Genomic DNA, 15,676 nt, shown 5'->3' on the forward strand with positions numbered 1-15,676 from the left:
TGTATTTCATTAAAGGGGGGCTCTGAATACATGCAGGAGCAACGACCGGGTGCAGACATAACCATTCAATATCGCAAAATTGGGCGAGACTACCTGTTCATCATTGCCGGGGGAGACGAGCATATTGGGGCGGTATCTACCGCATATAGGGATCCGAGTACGGATGAGCACGAATGGGTTGTGCAGACGAATGGAGTTCCTGGGCATAAAGAATATGTACTGACAGAGCCAATGGCTAAGCAAGCGGCGAGTCAGCTTCAGGCTACGGTTACCGTATGTGCAGGGATACATTATGATAATCTAAGTTCGGCACATATTGATGCAGTTGTTGATCATGCGTGGTCACAATTTTTGCTTATGCTGTCCACCCTTGATTAAATCACAATGGTTAGAATACGGAGAAGAAGATTGGGCAATCCTGATCTTCTTCTTTTTTTATGGCTACCTACGAGTCATTATGTAAAGAAAGTATGAATGGAATGAAGATTTCTTTAAGCAGCGAGAGGAGTATACAATTTTCCACATTTCCGTATACAATAGAGATATGATTTTTTTGTTTTTTTGAAACAACTTCGGAACTGATTCGTATGAATGTGTAATGAAACATAATATTGAGCTGATGGGTATTTTGTTTCAATGGTTATGCACACAAAGGAGGAAACAATACAATGTCCGTATTTAAACGTTTGCGTGATTTAACGATGTCTAATATTTATGCCTTGATCGAGAAGGCGGAAGATCCAATTAAGATGACAGATCAATACTTACGTGACATGCAAGAGGATTTGGAAGAAGCAGAACGTGCAGTAGCCCAGCAGATCGCGATCGAGAAGCGTTTCAAGCAGTCCTATGAAGAGCAAGAAGCACTTGTGAACAAGCGTGCTGAGCAAGCAGCAATTGCAGTACAGGCTGACAATATTGAATTGGCACGCCGCGCTCTGGAAGAGAAGAAGGCAGCAGAAGCGAAAATGAACGAGTACAAAGCGAGCTATGATCAGAACAAAGCTTCAGCAGACGCTCTTCGCGCGAAGCTGGAAGAAATGCGCAAGCAGTACACAGATATGAAGAACAAACGCGAAACGTTGGTCGCTCGTTTCAACGCTGCGAAGGCGCAAACGGAAATCAACAAAGCAATGGCGGGATTCAGCTCCGATACTGCGATGTCAGGCTTGAAGCGTATGGAAGACAAAATGCTTCAAATGGAAGCTCAAGCAGAAGCAAGCAACGAAATCCGTGGAGCGGGAGGCAAGTCGCTCGATGATGAGTTCGCGAGCTTGACGAAGGATAAAGGTGTCGAGGATGAATTGGCAGCCCTGATGAAGAAGTACGACAAATCTGCCGAATAATCGGATACAGAAGACGCTTGTTATCTGTGTTACAAGCGTCTTTCTTTATTCTTGTACAGGTATATGGGCTCGTTAATGAAATAAAATGAAGAGAACACACTTTTACACGAGATTGCCGATTCTGGACAAACTGCTGTGTAAGCAGGCTTTCGTCCAAAGGGCAATGGGGGAGGATTCGAATTGAGTTTCGGATTGGAAAACTGGTCAGTCCTGCTGGAGAATGTGCCGCGTATTGCGGTGTGGACAGCGATAGGAGCGGTGCTCTTATTCATTCTCATGATTGTAGACTCCTTGTTTACAGGTTATAAGGATGTCCATGAAATGAGACAAGGCAATGTAGCGGTAACGACTCGCTTTATTATGAAGCTGTTCTCGCAAGGCTATATTTTATCTAGTTCTATTCGTGTTGCTTACAGCTTAGGCGAGGCATTGTTGATGTCTCTCTTCTCATTTGTCATATTGCTTATTCTAGAATTGCTAATCCGCTTGTTGTTCCGTACTGTATTCAACATGAACCTGGAAGAGGGGACGAAGCAAGGCAATATGTCGTATGCACTCGTGGCTGGTTCGCTGCATGTGGTTGGCGCGTTAATTATTGCAGCCTGCATATAACAAGGGATTCAACAGGAAGGAGGCAGAACTAATGAGCTTATGGAAACGCATTAAAAATATTATGGCGAAGCCGGAAGCACCTCAACCAGAGAAAACGCCCTCTACGCTTGGCCCTGGGGATATTTGTGAAATCTCACTCGTCAGTTATGAAGTTATTGGCCGTACAGATTGGCGTACACGCAATTCTGCATGGCTGACACTGAGAGACGGATCACACATTAAATATTTATTCGTGGAGCAAAGAGAGCAGGCCTATTATAGTCTGTACGATTCTATTGACGGACGTCTGGATGATGTAGAGGAAGTTCCTACAGAAATTGAACTGGATGGTAAGTGGTATTACATGGAAGACCAATATAACGGCAGAGTCGTGTGTACAGGACAAACGCCATTTGGCGTATCTGGGGAGCAGTACGTGTGGCATTATCAAGCCGATGATCGTAAGCTGCTTCGCATTGAATGGCAGGATGGACGATTCCAGTTGTATGAAGGAGATTCCGTCATATCCGCCGACGTACGTATTCTGCGCGGTTCTTAAGAGGCGCCTATGCGAAAATTCGGATTGGATTCAATCAAATGGCTTGTCATTTTCAGCTTACTGATTCCGTTGCTAACGGCTTGTGGACAGTATGATGTAGCGGAAACGTATCCGCTGGAGTCTGTTAGTCGTGATGGTAAGAGCACTTCCTATATTTATCGCGCTGAGAATACGACCGTGCCTGAAGTGGCCAAGGAGATTGCGGATAAACGCAAGCCGAAGCAGACTTCTGAACAGAGCGATGAGCGAATGTTTCTCGTCTATGATAATGAGCTCATACAGGTGCAGCGCGACAAGGACAAACCAGAAGATTCGATTATTGAAGTGGCTTCACAGGAATACGTAAGGCAGAATTATGATCGAAGCTTCTTGGAGATGTACCTGCAATACAAGCTTCTCGATACACTGTTCGATTCATTAAGCGGGTATGGGAAGTACCGGGGTTATAATGAGCGTCGTACATACGAGCCGACGAAATCATACCAAAAGCCTACGGTGGAGGATAAGAAGAAGGCTCCTCCAATGACAGTGGATCGCAAGGGATCCATCTTCCGCAGAGGCTCCTCGACAGATACGTCGAAGAATACGGGGGGCGGGTTCTTCTCAAGGCAGCCGAAGGATAATAGCAATCGCGGCTCCATATCACGAGGGGGGAGCGGGGGAAGTTATAATCCACCGAAAGTAAAAAAATCGAAACCGCCGAAGACTCGTTCCGGTTCGGGAAGTATATTCCGCCGAAAGCGATAGCAGAAGGCAAATAAGAACCGCTCTTCTAGGATAGAAGAGCGGTTCTTATTTGATACTATTTCATTACAGTTGGTACACAATGGATTTTCCATCCAATCCTCCTGATATTCTTCCAGGGGAAATTAGAAGAGATTACTCTTCCTCGTCCTGCCGCCGCTCAATAGCTTCAGACATTGTCTTATCTGTCAGGTGTGCGTAGATCTCCGTTGTCTCTGTCGAAGCGTGGCCTAGCTGTTCCTTTGTTTTGTAGATGTCATTTTGCAAATAATAATCTGTGGCGAATGAGTGTCGGAGTTTATGTACAGTTAGAGCAGGCTTGCCGTATCTCTTTGCATATTTAATAATCATCTGCTGAATAGCACGCTTCGTCATGCGGTTTCCTTCCTTCTCGCCATTCTTGATCGCGAGGAAGAAGGCTTTTTCCTTTTTAGGCGCTGCATACCGAGTTGATCTAGCCTCCAAGTATTCGGCCAAGTCCTGTCTTGCGCTGTCACGGTAATAAACTGGAGTCTTGAACGTCTCATCATTATGACCCTTGCGGTATACATAGACGAGCTTGTTGTTCATATCGACATCATCCATGTTGAGATTCACAACTTCGCTAACCCGCAACCCTGAATTCAGGATTAGGCTGACAATGGCAGCGTCCCGAACTGCATTCTGCGCATGCGCATATGCAGCTTGTTTGTTATTGGCTACATCTTGGCCATAACCATCCCGCACATAATGAATGAACCCGTTAATTTCATTATCTTCAAGCAGCTTACCCTTCAGCTTAGAGGCGCTGTCTTTTGGTTTATGCACGCGTTTGATTTCGATTTTGGCCATTACATTGCGCTTCAATAGCGGGTAGAAGTTCTCATCCTCCGCAATTTGACTCAAGTAATGGAATAAGGAGCGCAGGGATGACAGCTTGCGGGACACGGTCACGCGGGCATTGGTTGTTTCTTTGTATGTCGTCAAATAAATGCGAAACGAAGTGATATGCTCCATGCGAAGCGATTCCAAATCTAATAAGGTAACATCCTTCTGATCATGCGCATCGGTTAATCGCTCGGACACGAGCCAGCCCAGAAATATTTCGTAGTCCCGCACATATTCCAACAAGGAGGATGGAGATAAATCGGGCATTTTATATTCAATAAATTGTTGCACGTACCAGGGCAGGGACGGCAGCTTGTGCTGAAGCACAGCACGGTCTCTCGTCTTCTGAATCGTCATATTGGGCAGAGACCTCCTTCCATACTCCTTCTATTGTAATGAACGAGTGATCCCGCGTAAAGAAGCCAATGGTCAAATAGTTGTTCAAACCAATGGGGAGAGATGCTACAATGGTTAAAGTTGTGCATACAAGGAGATAAGAAGACATGAAACAGACTTACTCATTAAAGCAAAAATTGATTCAAATGCTACATATTTTATTGCCTATTTTCGTAACGCAAGTGGCAATGCAGCTGATGACATTCTTTGATACGGTCATGTCAGGCAACTACCGAACTTCTGACTTGGCAGGTGTAGCGATCGCTACGAGTATTTGGGTGCCTGTATATACAGGGATAAGCGGGATATTTCTTGCGGTGACGCCAATTGTGGCGCAGCATATGGGAGCAGAACGCAAGCAGTTAATTGCTCCAAGTGTGACCCAGGCAGCATATTTAGCGGTTATCTTCGGAGCTGCTGTCATTGGGATTGGTATATTTGCGGTTGATCCGATTCTAACCTTTATGAAGCTGGATGCGGATGTTCACCGGGTGGCAAGAGAATATTTGACTGCAATCGGATTCGGAGTCATTCCTTCCTTCCTGTATACCGTAATGCGCGCTAGCATTGATGGACTTGGCTTAACTCGGGTTACGATGATCATTACCCTGCTGTCCTTCCCAATTAACGTGCTGTTGAATTACTTGTTTATTTTCGGAAAAATGGGACTTCCTCAGTTCGGTGGGGCAGGGGCTGGAATAGCAACGGCAATTACGTATTTCATTATTACATGCATCGCATTTGCATTTTTGCGTCGTAACGATCGCATGCGGGAAATGGGCATGTTTCGTTCTTGGAAGGGGATATCGCTTACCCATTGGAAAGAGATTCTTCGCATTGGGATGCCGATCGGATTATCGATTTTCTTTGAAGTAAGTATTTTCTCCATGGTAACCATATTCATGAGTGAATATGACACGGCAACAATTGCAGCACATCAATCGGCACTCAATTTTGCTTCATTATTATACATGCTTCCGATGAGCATCGCGATGTCATTAACGATTCTCGTTGGATTCGAGGTAGGCGCTAAGCGATTCAAGGATGCGAAGACCTATGCGAGACTTGGTATATTTACAGCGGTGGGCTTATCCTCGCTATGTGCGGTATTTCTGTTCTTGTTCCATAATGAAGTGGCAGGCATGTACACGAAGGAAGCGGGTGTGCGTGAGATTACATCAACGTTCCTGATGTACGCGATATTCTTCCAGCTGTCTGATGCAGTTGCGGCACCAGTGCAAGGAACGCTTCGCGGCTATAAAGATGTGAATGCCGTGTTCATGATTGCATTCGCCTCATATTGGATTATTGGTCTACCGTTAGGCTATGTCCTGGCGAACTGGACGGATCTGCAAGCGTATGGCTATTGGATCGGACTGATTAGCGGTCTAGCAGCAGGCGCTGTTGCGCTGTTCACACGGCTTGCAATTGTAGAGCAGAGAGTAATGAAGAACGTACAAACAAATTAGTTAATGATTTAATAAAAATTGCATTTATCAAACTCATTTCAGTAAACGATTTGAAGAAACAAGAGGGCATCTGCTCTCTTGTTTTTTGTTTGGTGTTGTTATATTGAGTTCATGATTTAACCAACAATTTGCTACCCGCAAATTTTTTATATGAATTAATGATCAATACTTGTATACTTTTTTAGTTTAATGTGATAGGCTAGAAACGAATATGTAAGAGGAGGTATCTATTTAAGGACATGTGGACTAACTAATTGGACTCGTTATGGAATTGGATAACAACGATCCTGTGCTCTGCCACAATGGTGGAATGGTTAGAAAACACGTGTGCCTATTTACAGATACTCCTTATCGTAATAGTTCGGACAGAGGAAGCAGTGCAGGCTGAATTAGCTTGCTCCTGTTTTGTTTTGCCGCGACCTGTACCTATGCGTAAGCTACAGAGTGCTTATGGAGGGTATGCTATTTGTTTACGTTAGGGTTTCTTTATCGCACAATCTAATCGTGACTCATCGGCAGAGGCCGGTGAGTTTTTTTTGTTGCGCTTAGTTGCGCGGATAAAGGAGGTAAACGTATGACGTTGTTGTTAAGCTGCAGAAATTTAGCGAAAGCCTTTGGAGATTTACAGGTGCTACGAAATGTTCAGCTCGATATTGCCAAGGGGGATCGCATTGGACTGGTCGGATGCAATGGTGCAGGCAAAACGACACTCGCCCAGTTACTATATGGAACAGTAAAGCCGGACACAGGTGTGATCACTTGTTTCGGAGATTCGATTGATATCGGATATTTAAGGCAATCGACTTCGTATTCAGTTCAAATGTTCAGTGAGATGTCGGAGTGCATGCTGGAGAAGGATGGGGCTTCCTCATTCATGACTGCAACAAGCATGATGGGCGTAAGACAGGTGCAGTCGTGGGAAATGGAGAGAGCTCGTCATCTGAGCGGAGGGGAGCGCACGAAGATGGCGCTAGCTCATATCTGGTCAACTCGCCCTCATTTATTACTTTTAGATGAGCCTACGAACCATCTAGACTTGGATGGCGTGGAATGGTTGATTCGAGAACTGAATTCATACGATGGTTCGATGCTTGTCATCTCGCATGATCGATATTTTCTTGATCGGACGGTCCAGCGCATTATTGAGCTAGAGGATGGGGTTGCTCATGAATACATGGGGAACTACAGCGCGTATCGGGATGAAAAAGCTCGAAGATATCAGAATCAGCTGCATCAATATGAGACCGAGCAAAAGTATAAAGCAAAAATAGAAGCGGAAATCCACCGCTTGGAACAGTGGTCTTCCAAGGCGCATCGAGAAGCAGGTAAAGTTGGCAAAATGGCAGAGATGCGTACTGGCATCAAGGAGTTCTATCGTACCAAGGCCAAGAAAATGGATCGACAGGTGAAATCGAGGATAAAAAGGCTTCGTCGAATCGAATGTGAAGGAATTCAGAAGCCGCGAAAGGAGCAGCAGATTTATTTTGAATTTGATCATCCCGACAAACGGGGGAGACGAATGTTGGAAGCCAATCGGATTCATAAATCTGTAGGGAATAAGCTGCTGTTCCAGGATAGTTCATTTACCGTTCAGCGTGGAGATAGAATCGGACTTCTAGGGCCAAATGGGTGCGGGAAATCAACACTTATCCGGATGTTAATAGGGCAGCTTCAACCTGATCGTGGAGAGATCTGGCTAAGTCCAAGCATCAAGCCCGCCTACTTATCTCAGGAGCTGGACGATCTGGATGCGGAGCAATGCGCATTGGAATGGTACGGGTACGACTCTGATAGTCTTGCCGAAGTACGCATGGTACTCGCTCAGATGGGGATTGAGGCAGAAATGTTGATGAAGCCGATGAAGCAGTTGAGCCTAGGAGAACGGATGCGTCTCAAAATCGCGAACTTGATCGTCAATCGTTCCGATGTGCTTGTTCTGGACGAACCAACGAACCATTTGGATTTACAGAGCAGGACGCAACTGGAGGAAACGTTAACCTCGTATTCTGGAACGATGCTGATCGCTTCCCATGATCGGTATTTTCTCGAACGAGTATGTCAAAAATGGCTGGTTTTTCATGACGGCAAAGTGACACTGTCACAACGCTCATTAAGTCAGGCAGTGCAAGTTGGCGATGATGGACAAGGTTCGGATCAGATGGCCTCCTCAGATGAGGTGTATGATCGGTTAATGGTAGAACATAAGTTATCCCACATTTTAGCCGAGCTATCACTGTGTAAACCAGGAGATAAGAAGTATACGGTACTAGATGAGGAATACCAGTTGTGGCTCCACAGAAAGAAGCATTTGGATCAATCTAGGCATAAATAGCTGAATGTAACGAATCATAGGAGTACATACGTGCATGAGAGGGTGTCCAACAATATGAGAATGAAAAAGCATGTACTCCTGCCAATATATATGGCTATTCTGATGTTCATGTCGGGTTTCCAAAGCGGAAGTATTGTGCGATTGAATATGCCTGAAAATGAATTAGACTCTGTGGTGCACGCCTTACAAAAAGGCGGATATATTTTGTATATGAGGCATGGCGAAGCTACGGTTGGGCAGGATCGACCGACCGTGGATTTTCATGATTGCTCGACGCAGCGCAATCTGAGTGATACCGGAAGAGAGCAGGCTAAAATGCTTGGGGAGTCTATGCGCAAACTCAATATTCCTGTTCAATATCCAGTTGTTGCGAGTCCATATTGCCGAACCCGAGAATCGGCAGAACTTGCCTTTGGTTCAGGCAATGTGGCTGTCGATCCTTCTTTGGCGGCTATCGCTAAGCTTAGCGATAGCACAATTTCAGCTGCAGAGAAACAAAGCATTGTGACGCAGGTAGAGAAAATGTTCGAGGTAGTACCCCTGTCTGGAACGAACAAAGTAATTATCGGTCACGCTTTTCCTGCCGGTGTTGCTGTCGGTGAGATCCCTTATATGGGGACTGTTGTGATTAAGCCCAAAGGGCCGGGGAATGGGTATGAGATTGTCCAAAAAATCAGTCTTCAAGATTTCATGAGATAGGATTCCGAACAAGCAAAAAGTTCCTTCATTTCGGAGGAAGGCGGTCCGCCCTCCGTTTTACCGCATTACAGGATGATTGTAGAACGACACAAACATTGGTTCAAAACATCTTTACTAAATGGGTGGAAATCCAAGGTCAAGGACTAATGTTTGTGTCGTAGATTTTCAACTACAAACACTCCTCAGATACTACTTGATCAGAACCGCAGCCTGCCATGACCACTAAAAAGATGCTGCCAGCCATCTTACCTAGATAATGGAACAGCCATAAACCTTGTCAAAGGTAAATGATTGTGTTATTTTATATGTGTAACCGGTTTCATATTTAGAGGTGAGTAACAACGATGGCAACGATTAGAGACGTAGCGAAACATGCGGGCGTATCCGCAGCAACCGTATCGCGGGTAATCAACGACACTGGATATGTGCATGATGATACCCGTAGGAAGATTGAAAGCGCAATCAAAGAACTTCACTATACGCCGAATGAAGTAGCTAGATCCTTATACAAGCGAAAATCCAGACTGATCGGTTTCCTACTCCCTGATATCACCAACCCTTTTTTTCCTGAGTTGGCGCGTGGGGTGGAGGATAAGATGCAGGAGAATGATTTTCGAATCATTTTTGGCAATAGCGATGAAAATATACAAAAAGAAAAAGAATATATCCAAACCTTCGTACAAAATAATGTGGTTGGTGTGATTGCATCCACGAATCATCCGGATGCAGATATTTATCGGAAGCTGAAGATTCCAGTAGTATTTCTCGACCGTACGGTGGACAATCGCCCATCGGTATATGCGGACGGACATGAAGGTGGAAAAATAGCTGCCCATGAAATGATTGCCCGCGGCAGTCAGCGGATTACGGTCATGCAGGGGCCGGCTTCCATTCGGCCGGCACAGGATCGTTATCAGGGCGCAATTGATGTGTTGAACAGTCATGGGATGGATTATAACGTAATCCGGACTACATCGTTTTCGTTCACGGAAGCAGGAAAATGGGCGAAGGAATTGTTCGAGCGTTATCCGGACACGGATGGCATCATTGCCAGCAACGACATTGTTGCTACGGCGGTGCTTCATGAAGCGCTTAGGCTTGGCAAGAATGTACCGGATGACGTGCAAATCATCGGCTTTGACGATATTCCGCTCAGCAGTCTCTTAACACCAGCACTGACGACGATCAGGCAGCCCGCTTATGATATGGGCAGAGCCTCGGCAGACCTTTTAATACAATTATTAGAGAATGAAAATGTAGATCAGAAAATCATACAAATGCCCGTGACATTTACAGAGCGGGAAACAATGAGGAAGGTGGGGCAACATGGCTAAAATTATTGTAGTAGGAAGCTCATCAATTGATTTGGTCGTTACATCATCCAAACGCCCGGGGGCCGGTGAAACGGTTCTCGGGGAAAGCTTCAAAACCGTTCCTGGAGGCAAAGGAGCGAACCAGGCCGTTGCCGCAGCGCGGCTCGGAGCCGACGTAACCATGATCGGGCGCGTAGGAGACGATGCATTCGCAGCGCAAATTTTGAACAACTTTAAGCAAAACAACGTTTGTGTCGACAATGTGGAACCGGTTCCACACATGGAAAGTGGAACAGCGCATATCATTTTGGCAGAAGGTGATAACAGTATTGTTGTTGTGAAAGCAGCCAATAATGAAGTTACCCCGGAATATATCGACCATACGAGGGAAGCTTTTGAAGGAGCGGATATGGTGATGATCCAGCAGGAGATTCCGGTGGAAACCGTTACTCATGTCAGCCGGATCTGCAAGAACCTGGGGATTCCGCTGCTGCTCAACCCAGCGCCAGCACGTCCACTTGATGATGAAGTAATCGAAAATGCCGCTTATATTACACCAAATGAGCATGAAGCGAAAATCCTGTTTTCATCTCTAACCGTTTCCGAGGCGCTGCGCAAATATCCGAACAAACTGTTTATTACCGAAGGCAGCAAAGGAGTACGTTATTTCGACGGCTCTAATGAAGTACTCGTACCATCTTACCAAGTGGCCGTGGTGGATACGACAGGCGCAGGGGATACCTTTAACGCCGCTTTTGCGGTCGCACTGGCTGAAGGAACAGCGATTTACGATAGCGTCCGTTTTGCCAACCGTGCAGCTTCCTTGTCTGTAACGAAGTTTGGTGCGCAGGGCGGCATGCCATATCGTCAAGAAGTGGAGGCGCAGATGTAACATGAAAAAACAAGGCATCTTGAACAGTCATATTTCGAAAATTTTGGCCGATTTGGGCCATACAGATACAATCGTCGTCGCCGACGTCGGTCTTCCCATCCCGGAAGGGGTCAAGAAAATTGATTTGGCGCTAACGTTAGGTACACCAAGCTTTGAGGAAACGGTCAATGCCATTGCAGCCGATATGCAAATCGAAAAAGTGGTAATTGCGAAAGAAATCAAAGCGAAAAATCATGAAGCAAATGCTTATATTCAGCATAAATTCGGAGATTGTGAAATCGAGGATTGTCCTCACGAAGAATTCAAGGAACTGACTCGCAAGGCCAAAGCTGTGATTCGCACGGGCGAGGCTAAACCGTTCGCCAATATCATTTTACAAGCAGGTGTCTATTTCGGTTAGCAAGTGCTTACGAAGTAAGTTTTGCTGCAAAGAACATCCAGAGAAGCAACGTTCGCAAAACTAAGCGTAAGCTTCCGAAGTAGTTTTGCTGCGAAGAACAATCAAAGGAGCCATGCTCCGCAAAACTTGTAAGGAGGAGCCATTATGCAGATTCAAATGAAAGGAATCCACAAAGCCTTCGGCAGCAACCAGGTACTATCCGGCGTTGATTTTGACCTGCGCGAAGGCGAGGTTCACGCCCTCATGGGCGAAAACGGTGCGGGCAAGTCCACCCTAATGAACATTCTGACGGGCCTGCATGCAAGAGATAAAGGAACCATCCTGATCGACGGCAAGGAAACGTATTTTGCCAATCCGAAAGAAGCGGAGCGGCAAGGTATCGCTTTTATCCATCAGGAGCTAAATATATGGCCTGACATGACCGTGGTGGACAACCTGTTCATCGGGAAGGAGATGTCCTCGACTTGGGGACTTCTAAAATCCAAGGAAATGAAGGCGCTTGCAATTGAGCAATTCAAAAGACTCTCCGTTGATATACCGTTGAATATAGAAGCAGGACAATGCTCGGTAGGACAGCAGCAGATGATTGAAATCGCCAAGGCACTGTTGACGGACACCAAGGTCATAATCATGGACGAACCAACCTCTGCGCTGACGGAAAGAGAAATTCAGAAACTATTTGAAGTCATTCAGTCCTTGAAAAAAGAAGGAGTATCGATTGTTTACATTTCACACCGGATGGAGGAGATCTTCGAAATTTGCGACCGGATCACGGTTATGCGTGACGGCCGGACGGTAGACACCAAGCCAATTCCAGAAACCAATTTCGATGAAGTCGTAAAGAAAATGGTCGGCAGGGAGCTGACCGAACGCTACCCTGCTCGCAACCCTTCACCAGGTGAGGTTGTCCTGGAGGTAGAGCATGCAACTCGCAAAGGATCGTTTGAAGATGTAAGCTTCAGCGTCCACCAAGGTGAAATCGTTGGTTTCTCTGGCCTGATGGGTTCTGGACGCACCGAAATCATGAGAGCACTGTTCGGATTGGATCGGCTGGATCAAGGCGAGGTCCGTATGTTCGGCAAGAAGGTCGAGATCAGAAAGCCGGTCGACGCAGTTAATCATGGAATCGGTTTCATTACGGAAGACCGCAAAGACGAAGGCTTGGTACTGGACTTTTCCGTTCGGGATAACATGGTTCTTCCAAGTATCAGCGGTTTTACAAAGAAAGGAATCATCTCGACGCAAAGTGAGAAGGTGTTCGTGGATGCCTTAATTAAGCGGCTGCAGATCAAAACACATTCAGCGGAGACCGCAGCTGGAAATTTGTCCGGCGGTAATCAGCAGAAGGTGGTTATTGCCAAGTGGATAGGCATCGGTCCGAAGCTGTTAATCCTCGACGAACCGACACGGGGCGTAGACGTTGGCGCTAAGCGCGAAATCTACCAGCTCATGAACGAACTGACAGGCCATGGCGTTGCCATCATTATGGTATCTTCCGAATTGCCTGAAGTGCTCGGCATGAGCGACCGCATCGTTGTTGTTCACGAAGGGCGAATCACAGGAGAATTAACGAAAGCAGAAGCGACACAGGAAAAAATAATGACGCTGGCGACAGGGGGAAAGTGATATGACAACCATCAATGATACAAAAACAAGCAAAGGCTTTCAACTATCGCAAATGACGCAGAAACTCGGACCACTACTTGGTCTATTCATACTGATTGTCATTGTATCCATTCTTAACCCAAGTTTTTTGGAACCGCTTAACATTTTGAACTTGCTGCGGCAGGTATCCATCAACGCGCTGATTGCGTTTGGCATGACCTTCGTCATTCTTACGGGCGGGATCGACTTGTCCGTCGGCTCAACCCTGGCATTATCAAGTGCGTTTGTAGCCAATATGCTCGTAGCCGGATATGATCCGATTTTGTCAATCCTCGCCGGCTGTTTGCTCGGTGGTGTGATGGGGATGATTAACGGTCTTCTGGTTACACAGGGTAAAATGGCTCCGTTTATCGCTACACTTGCAACCATGACGATATTTAGAGGACTGACACTTGTTTATACGGACGGAAATCCGATTACCGGGCTTGGTGACAGCATGACATTCCAATTGTTCGGTCGCGGTTATCAGTTCGGTATTCCGGTTCCAGCAATCACGATGATTATTGCCTTCGCAGTACTGTGGGTGATTTTGCACAAAACGGCTTTCGGACGCAAAACCTATGCAATCGGGGGTAACGAGAAAGCGGCTATCGTATCCGGTATTAAAGTGTCACGCGTTAAAATCATGATTTATTCTTTAGCAGGTATGCTCTCCGCTTTGGCCGGGGCTATCTTGACTTCGCGTTTGAACTCGGCACAGCCGACTGCAGGTACATCTTATGAACTTGACGCAATCGCTGCGGTAGTCTTGGGCGGTACAAGCCTTTCCGGAGGCCGCGGACGAATTGTCGGTACGCTGATTGGTGCGCTCATTATCGGTACTCTGAACAACGGACTTAACCTGCTCGGCGTATCTTCCTTCTATCAAATGGTGGTAAAAGGTATCGTTATTCTGATTGCGGTGCTCATCGACCGGAAGAAATCTGCTTAAGCGAGAGGAGAGAATCACATGAAAAAGCTAACGATAATACTGTCAGCGTTATTGCTCATTTTAACTACCGGCTGTTCTCTGGAGCCTCCAAGCTGGGCGAAGCCAAAAGCGGGTGGGGACTTAAAGGATATGAAAATCGGTTTGTCCGTCTCTACATTGAATAACCCGTTCTTTGTTTCCTTGAAAGATGGCGTTGTAGCCGAAGCTAAAAAACACGGCATAGAAACAATTGTCGTCGACGCGCAAAACGATTCGGCGAAACAAAGCAATGACGTTGATGACCTGATGCAAAAAGGCGTTAATGTACTTCTGATTAACCCTACCGATTCCGCAGCCATCTCGACTGCCGTGCAATCGGCGAATAGCCTTGGTATTCCTGTCATTACGCTCGACCGTTCGGCGGATCACGGCAACGTTGAAGCACTGGTGGCTTCAGATAATGTCAAGGGCGGCCGCATGGCGGCTGAATTTATCGAGAACCTGGTCGGCAAAAATGCGAAAGTCATTGAGCTTGAAGGTGTAGCGGGAGCATCAGCGACCCGTGAACGCGGCAAAGGCTTCCACGAAGTGGCCGACCAGACTTTGAAAGTTATTGCGAAGCAAACGGCGGACTTTGACCGTACAAAAGGTCTCAACGTGATGGAAAACCTGCTTCAAGCAAATCCTGATGTACAAGCTGTGTTCGCACACAATGACGAAATGGCGCTAGGTGCGATTGAAGCCATTAAGAGCACCGGCAAAAATATTCCGGTTATCGGATTTGATGGCAATGACGATGCATTAAAATCGATTCAGGAAGGCAAGCTGACAGCAACCGTAGCACAGCAGCCTGACCTGATCGGACAGCTTGCGGTGCAAGCCGCATATGATGTGCTGCAGGGCAAGACAGTGGAAAAAACCATTCCTGCGCCGCTGAAGCTGGTGACTAAGGAATAAGTTGTGAAATAAGCGTGGACGATTATCCGTTTAAGAAGCTTCCATAATAGCAAACAGGCTCATGTTTGGGCCTGCTGCTGTTAAGGGAGCTTTTTTTGTTAAGCACTAATCATGATGCTGGGTGAACTAAGAGCCGAGAAATGGACACTTTAAAAAAAGTGCCTCTCTCGGGTCTGTACGTTAGAAAGGCAGGCGAAGCAAGACAAACATTAAGCACACCATTGCTCTTCGAGCTAATTAATCGAACCATTCGTCAATTCGGTCATATGAAAGACGAATTAGAGTACAAAGATTGTACAAGTATTGACGAACTTCGGAATCGCATTAACGAGTATACTCACTTTTACAATACCGAGCGATATCAATGGACATTAAAGAAGATGACTCCTAACGAATATAGGAATCATCTTCTGGCAGCGTAGTGCTTTCTTTATCCTGTTCACATTAAGGGTTATAGTTCATCTAAAGTACAAGGAGTTCGTTTTATTACATTCGAGATATGTTCACCCTAAAAAGGTTCATACAAAATCCACTAT

The 15,676-nt window shown here is 46.1% G+C and carries 16 protein-coding genes; 15 read left to right on the top strand and 1 reads right to left on the bottom strand.

Features of this window, described 5'->3' with window-relative positions; translation table 11 throughout:
- The first annotated feature begins 30 nt into the window (after window positions 1–30).
- The 5 genes from lpdD (at window position 31) to RQP50_RS14305 (ending at window position 3,243) form a co-directional block, all read left to right on the top strand.
- On the top strand, window positions 31–378 hold the full coding sequence (gene lpdD, locus RQP50_RS14285) for a prenylated flavin chaperone LpdD (RefSeq protein WP_174809418.1): 348 nt from the start codon (window positions 31–33) through the stop codon (window positions 376–378).
- Window positions 379–668: 290 nt separating this feature from the next.
- Window positions 669–1,346 carry a PspA/IM30 family protein gene (locus RQP50_RS14290; RefSeq protein ID WP_021253860.1) on the top strand — a complete coding sequence of 226 codons (678 nt, stop codon included), beginning with the start codon at window positions 669–671 and terminating at the stop codon, window positions 1,344–1,346.
- A 180-nt stretch (window positions 1,347–1,526) separates the two neighbouring features.
- Window positions 1,527–1,958 carry a DUF350 domain-containing protein gene (locus RQP50_RS14295; RefSeq protein ID WP_021253859.1) on the top strand — a complete coding sequence of 144 codons (432 nt, stop codon included), beginning with the start codon at window positions 1,527–1,529 and terminating at the stop codon, window positions 1,956–1,958.
- A gap of 31 nt (window positions 1,959–1,989) precedes the next feature.
- The gene (locus tag RQP50_RS14300; RefSeq protein ID WP_072728439.1) at window positions 1,990–2,496 is read left to right on the top strand and encodes a DUF4178 domain-containing protein; all 507 of its coding nucleotides are present in this window, start codon (window positions 1,990–1,992) and stop codon (window positions 2,494–2,496) included.
- Between the two features lie 9 nt (window positions 2,497–2,505).
- On the top strand, window positions 2,506–3,243 hold the full coding sequence (locus RQP50_RS14305; RefSeq protein ID WP_021253857.1) for a DUF4247 domain-containing protein: 738 nt from the start codon (window positions 2,506–2,508) through the stop codon (window positions 3,241–3,243).
- Between the two features lie 132 nt (window positions 3,244–3,375).
- Here RQP50_RS14305 and xerS read toward each other — a convergent pair whose 3' ends face one another.
- Window positions 3,376–4,464, bottom strand: a complete 1,089-nt coding sequence (gene xerS / locus RQP50_RS14310) for a tyrosine recombinase XerS (RefSeq protein WP_072728440.1) — start codon at window positions 4,462–4,464, stop codon at window positions 3,376–3,378.
- A 146-nt stretch (window positions 4,465–4,610) separates the two neighbouring features.
- On the opposite strand from xerS, the gene RQP50_RS14315 reads away from it, so the two are divergent.
- The 10 genes from RQP50_RS14315 to RQP50_RS14360 all read left to right on the top strand — a co-directional run bounded on the left by RQP50_RS14315 (window position 4,611) and on the right by RQP50_RS14360 (window position 15,562).
- Window positions 4,611–5,972, top strand: coding sequence for an MATE family efflux transporter (locus RQP50_RS14315; RefSeq protein ID WP_315745811.1), 1,362 nt, complete (start codon window positions 4,611–4,613; stop codon window positions 5,970–5,972).
- Between the two features lie 574 nt (window positions 5,973–6,546).
- Entirely contained in the window at window positions 6,547–8,304 is a 1,758-nt protein-coding gene (abc-f, locus tag RQP50_RS14320) for a ribosomal protection-like ABC-F family protein (protein ID WP_315745812.1), read from the top strand.
- A 54-nt stretch (window positions 8,305–8,358) separates the two neighbouring features.
- On the top strand, window positions 8,359–9,003 hold the full coding sequence (locus tag RQP50_RS14325) for a histidine phosphatase family protein (protein WP_083545046.1): 645 nt from the start codon (window positions 8,359–8,361) through the stop codon (window positions 9,001–9,003).
- 344 nt (window positions 9,004–9,347) lie between these two features.
- On the top strand, window positions 9,348–10,337 hold the full coding sequence (locus RQP50_RS14330; RefSeq protein WP_072728444.1) for a LacI family DNA-binding transcriptional regulator: 990 nt from the start codon (window positions 9,348–9,350) through the stop codon (window positions 10,335–10,337).
- On the top strand, window positions 10,330–11,208 hold the full coding sequence (rbsK, locus tag RQP50_RS14335; RefSeq protein ID WP_315745813.1) for a ribokinase: 879 nt from the start codon (window positions 10,330–10,332) through the stop codon (window positions 11,206–11,208). The genes RQP50_RS14330 and rbsK overlap by 8 nt, the downstream gene beginning before the upstream one ends.
- A gap of 1 nt (window position 11,209) precedes the next feature.
- A complete protein-coding gene (gene rbsD / locus RQP50_RS14340; protein ID WP_315745814.1) occupies window positions 11,210–11,608 on the top strand; it encodes a D-ribose pyranase in 399 nt (132 codons plus the stop codon).
- A 144-nt stretch (window positions 11,609–11,752) separates the two neighbouring features.
- Window positions 11,753–13,234, top strand: coding sequence for a sugar ABC transporter ATP-binding protein (locus RQP50_RS14345; RefSeq protein WP_142542791.1), 1,482 nt, complete (start codon window positions 11,753–11,755; stop codon window positions 13,232–13,234).
- 1 nt (window position 13,235) lies between these two features.
- Window positions 13,236–14,204 (top strand): ribose ABC transporter permease RbsC, encoded by a 969-nt coding sequence (gene rbsC, locus RQP50_RS14350; protein ID WP_021253848.1) that lies wholly within the window; start codon window positions 13,236–13,238, stop codon window positions 14,202–14,204.
- Between the two features lie 18 nt (window positions 14,205–14,222).
- Entirely contained in the window at window positions 14,223–15,140 is a 918-nt protein-coding gene (gene rbsB, locus RQP50_RS14355) for a ribose ABC transporter substrate-binding protein RbsB (protein ID WP_028533030.1), read from the top strand.
- 140 nt (window positions 15,141–15,280) lie between these two features.
- A complete protein-coding gene (locus RQP50_RS14360) occupies window positions 15,281–15,562 on the top strand; it encodes an IS3 family transposase (protein WP_315745815.1) in 282 nt (93 codons plus the stop codon).
- Window positions 15,563–15,676 lie beyond the last annotated feature (114 nt).

Source organism: Paenibacillus suaedae (genome assembly GCF_032337355.1).
Classification (GTDB): domain Bacteria; phylum Bacillota; class Bacilli; order Paenibacillales; family Paenibacillaceae; genus Paenibacillus_B; species Paenibacillus_B suaedae.

Bases quoted from the DNA above. Each gene is read 5' to 3' on its own strand.
- lpdD (WP_174809418.1), top strand. From the start codon at position 31: ATGCAGGAGCAACGACCGGGTGCAGACATAACCATTCAATATCGCAAA.
- RQP50_RS14290 (WP_021253860.1), top strand. From the start codon at position 669: ATGTCCGTATTTAAACGTTTGCGTGATTTAACGATGTCTAATATTTAT.
- RQP50_RS14300 (WP_072728439.1), top strand. From the start codon at position 1,990: ATGAGCTTATGGAAACGCATTAAAAATATTATGGCGAAGCCGGAAGCA.
- RQP50_RS14305 (WP_021253857.1), top strand. From the start codon at position 2,506: ATGCGAAAATTCGGATTGGATTCAATCAAATGGCTTGTCATTTTCAGC.
- xerS (WP_072728440.1), bottom strand. From the start codon at position 4,464: ATGACGATTCAGAAGACGAGAGACCGTGCTGTGCTTCAGCACAAGCTG.
- RQP50_RS14315 (WP_315745811.1), top strand. From the start codon at position 4,611: ATGAAACAGACTTACTCATTAAAGCAAAAATTGATTCAAATGCTACAT.
- abc-f (WP_315745812.1), top strand. From the start codon at position 6,547: ATGACGTTGTTGTTAAGCTGCAGAAATTTAGCGAAAGCCTTTGGAGAT.
- RQP50_RS14325 (WP_083545046.1), top strand. From the start codon at position 8,359: ATGAGAATGAAAAAGCATGTACTCCTGCCAATATATATGGCTATTCTG.
- RQP50_RS14330 (WP_072728444.1), top strand. From the start codon at position 9,348: ATGGCAACGATTAGAGACGTAGCGAAACATGCGGGCGTATCCGCAGCA.
- rbsK (WP_315745813.1), top strand. From the start codon at position 10,330: ATGGCTAAAATTATTGTAGTAGGAAGCTCATCAATTGATTTGGTCGTT.
- rbsD (WP_315745814.1), top strand. From the start codon at position 11,210: ATGAAAAAACAAGGCATCTTGAACAGTCATATTTCGAAAATTTTGGCC.
- RQP50_RS14345 (WP_142542791.1), top strand. From the start codon at position 11,753: ATGCAGATTCAAATGAAAGGAATCCACAAAGCCTTCGGCAGCAACCAG.
- rbsC (WP_021253848.1), top strand. From the start codon at position 13,236: ATGACAACCATCAATGATACAAAAACAAGCAAAGGCTTTCAACTATCG.
- rbsB (WP_028533030.1), top strand. From the start codon at position 14,223: ATGAAAAAGCTAACGATAATACTGTCAGCGTTATTGCTCATTTTAACT.
- RQP50_RS14360 (WP_315745815.1), top strand. From the start codon at position 15,281: ATGGACACTTTAAAAAAAGTGCCTCTCTCGGGTCTGTACGTTAGAAAG.